We start from the raw sequence: 3126 nt of genomic DNA on the forward strand, positions 1-3126 counted from the left end.
AAACTCGGCCCCGGCGGTCCGAGCGGTGCCCGTCGGCCCCGGTGGCGGCTGGGCATGAGGTCTGCGGTGGCTTGCTTGGCTGTGGGTCCGGCCGAGGGGTATTGAGCTAGCGGGTCCTTGACGTCGGCGGGGTGGCTGCGACGCGGCGATCGTGTCCAGATGGGCCTGCCTGTGGCCGCCAACCGAGGTGTGCTTTAGTGGTGCGTCATGCCCGCACGGTCAAGCCGGACGGCCGAGTTGATGGCGGTGCAGCGGGCGCTTGAGTCGGCGCGGCCGCGGTCGTCTCGGCTGTTCCGCGACGCCTTCGCCCGGTACTTTGTGTCCCGGCGGTGGCGGCTGGTCGTGGGGGCCAGCCGCGTGGCTGCGGTCCGGCGTGCGGTCGAGGTGCTCTATGACCGGGTGGCAGGCCCGGGCCCGCGAGCCTCTGCGGTGGCGCGGACCCGCCTGATCGACGACCTGGTCACCGACGCGCGCTCCTGGATCGGCCAACTCGTCATCCTCGGGGCCGGTTTCGACGCCCGCGCCTACCGGCTCCCCGGCTTGGAGCAGGTGACCGTGTTCGAGGTCGATCATCCGGCGACCCAGCAGGCCAAGCGGGAAGTCCTTGGCCGTGTCCTGGCAGGCATCGTCGAGGGGGACCCGCTGGGCTGGCACGTGCGGTTCGTGCCGGTTGACTTTGAGCGGGACGACCTGGGCCGGGCGCTGCGGGCTGCTGGGTACCGGGACGGCGAGCGGAGCCTGTTTGTGTGGGAAGGGGTGACCAACTACCTGACGCCCGCTGCCGTGGACCAGACGCTTGGCGCCGTGCGTGGCCTTGCCGCCACGGCCGCCGGCAGCCTGCTGGTGTTCACCTACGTCGACCGGGCCGTGCTTGCAGGCGATCGTTCCCGGTTCCCGGAGGCCCGCCGCTGGGTCGAAGGCGTCCGGCGCAGGGGCGAGCCGTGGAGGTTCGGCCTGGATCCGGCCGAGGTTTCAGAGTTCCTCTCCCACCGCGGCTTTGGGCTCATCGGCGATGTGTCCACCGCCGAGGCCGGCGAGCGGTACTTTAGGCCGCTGGGCCGTCGAGAGCGGGGATCGGCGCTGTATCACGTGGTCACGGCCTCGGTCCTGGCAAAGGCATGAGCTGGCGCTTCCAGAGGGTCTGGGCGTGTGGAGGGCGTCGGATGCCGATCGGTGCCGGGGATGGCCAGGTCGGCGGATGGCCTGCTCGGCTCGCCAGTTGGTGGCCGGCACGCCGGGCACGCGCAGAAAGGTGAACAGGTGCGTGCGCTCCCCGGCCACGAGCCGGTCCACCGCAGCCTCCAGCACCGCCACCTCAGCGGCCAGCGTGGCCGCAGCCAAGCTGTTCGGCGTCGCGGCCCTCCTGCAAGCACAGCGCATGCTCAAACAGGCGGGGCATCGCGTGCGGGGTCTTGGCCTGCCCGGCGACCGCGTCGCTGATGAGCTGGTGGCAGCGCCGCAGCGGGTGCGCCAGGCACCACGTCGTAAGCTCAAGGCCCTGCGACCCCGCCGGTCGGGCCTTGACCCGCTGGCCGGTCGCCGGCGCAACCAGGGCGGGTATGCTGCCCGCATGAGCGACTCGACCAGCCCGATCTCCCCGCCGCCCAAGCCGCCCGAGCGGCAGGCCGAGATCCGCCAGCTGCTCGCCCAGGTCGCCCAGGGCGACCTGTCCGGGACCATCCCCTGGGAAGAGGTTGCGGCCGAGCTTGGCCTACCAGGTCGTAGTGGCTCATAGCGTCCGCGAGCAGCTCCGCGGTGCCGCGCCCGAGCTGCGCGGCTACGTTGCCGGCGTTGTGGCCCTGCTGCGCGCCGACCCCAGCGTCGGCACCGCCGCGTTTCCCGTGGTCCGCGGGCCTGGGTACCAGACGGTCGTGCTGCCCGAGGGGCGCGGGTTCCTCGATTACCAGGTGGTCGAGGAACGGCGGCTGGTCGTGCTGGTCGATCTGACCTGGCCGTAGCCAAGCCGGGCTGCCCTGCGGGTGCCAGAACGTCGGCTATCGGCTTCGAGCTGCGAGTTCGCCGGGGAGGCTCTGACCCAGACGATCGGTGATAGCGTCACGACTGCTCGATCTGATCTCCTGCCGGGTGGCGGGATGGCGGTGCCGCGTTCGGTGGCGACGAACGCGGAGCTGCTCGTGGTCCCGCGCGAAGTCGCGGTGCTCCGCCGACGCGCAGCCGACTCCAGGACAGAGCGCCTCGCCGTTGTCAGATCGTTGTCACGATCCTGTCAGCGGCCCCTCTCCAAGAGGCGGCGACGGCCACGGGCCGCTCGACAGCATGACCCACAGACACCACGACGAGAGGGTCGTCCGCTATCGCCGCTGCTCAGAGCGCCAGCGTCGTGCTCAGCCGCGGGTATGCCAAAGGGTTGGTGTCGCACCCTCCGACACGACCCCAAGGGCGACTCGAGCGCGAAGAAGTGGGCGTCGTTCGTTGATCGTGGTCCTATCGGTCAGCCCGCCGATACTTGGGTGGCAACGGGATCTCGGTGGTCGTGAGGGTCACCGATGTTCTTTCTAGGGTGTGGTTTGCTCCGTGCCACCGACACGAACCCTCACTCTCGCGCTCAGCGCCATCTCTTGTGCTGCCTCGACGGTTGGCGGCCGTCCCCGGCTCCCGGCTCCCGCCTTGTACCCGAAGGAAGGCGCGGGCGACTTCGGGGTGGCAGGTGTCGCTGTGGGCAGCGATGACCGGCTCCTTTGCCTGGCAGGGCATCCAGACGGTTGCGGGTTCCGGGGCAGACCTTGCCGTGGCCCACCGTCATGTTCGAGTTGTTCTTCTCGTCCGACCAGTCGGCTGTGTTCAGCGTGGCGAGTTCGATGGGGCTGTTGCGTTCGCCGTGTCCGCGTCTGTGCGGCGAGACTGAGGGTATGAGAACCCGCCGCTCCCGCCCTGTCGCTCCTACGCCGTCCGCCTTCGCCGGCTTCCGCTTCCCACCCGACGTGATCGTGCTGGCGGTCCGCTGGTACCTGCGCTTTGGTCTCTCCTTGAAGGATACGCAAAGTCGGACGTGGCTTGTGACCTGCGGGTTCGCGTCGAGCACGGCTCGGTATGGTGGCACCCTGCTGCCCTACCGCGAAGGCCCTCCTGCGTGCTGTTAGAAACTCGCCTACCTGGCGGTGTGCC

The 3126-nt window shown here is 70.0% G+C and carries 3 protein-coding genes; all 3 read left to right on the forward strand.

The window, feature by feature from the left end; all coding sequences use genetic code 11:
• Window positions 1-207: 207 nt before the first annotated feature.
• The 3 genes from VG276_30440 (at window position 208) to VG276_30450 (ending at window position 1958) form a co-directional block, all read left to right on the forward strand.
• Window positions 208-1122: a class I SAM-dependent methyltransferase gene (locus VG276_30440; GenBank protein ID HEV8653603.1), complete on the forward strand. Its 915-nt coding sequence runs from the start codon at window positions 208-210 to the stop codon at window positions 1120-1122.
• A gap of 142 nt (window positions 1123-1264) precedes the next feature.
• Window positions 1265-1735: a hypothetical protein gene (locus VG276_30445; protein HEV8653604.1), complete on the forward strand. Its 471-nt coding sequence runs from the start codon at window positions 1265-1267 to the stop codon at window positions 1733-1735.
• Window positions 1725-1958, forward strand: coding sequence for a hypothetical protein (locus VG276_30450; GenBank protein HEV8653605.1), 234 nt, complete (start codon window positions 1725-1727; stop codon window positions 1956-1958). Before VG276_30445 ends, VG276_30450 begins: the two co-directional genes overlap by 11 nt.
• Window positions 1959-3126: the final 1168 nt, after the last annotated feature.

The sequence above is a fragment of the Actinomycetes bacterium genome (assembly GCA_036000965.1).
GTDB lineage: Bacteria > Actinomycetota > CALGFH01 > CALGFH01 > CALGFH01 > DASYUT01.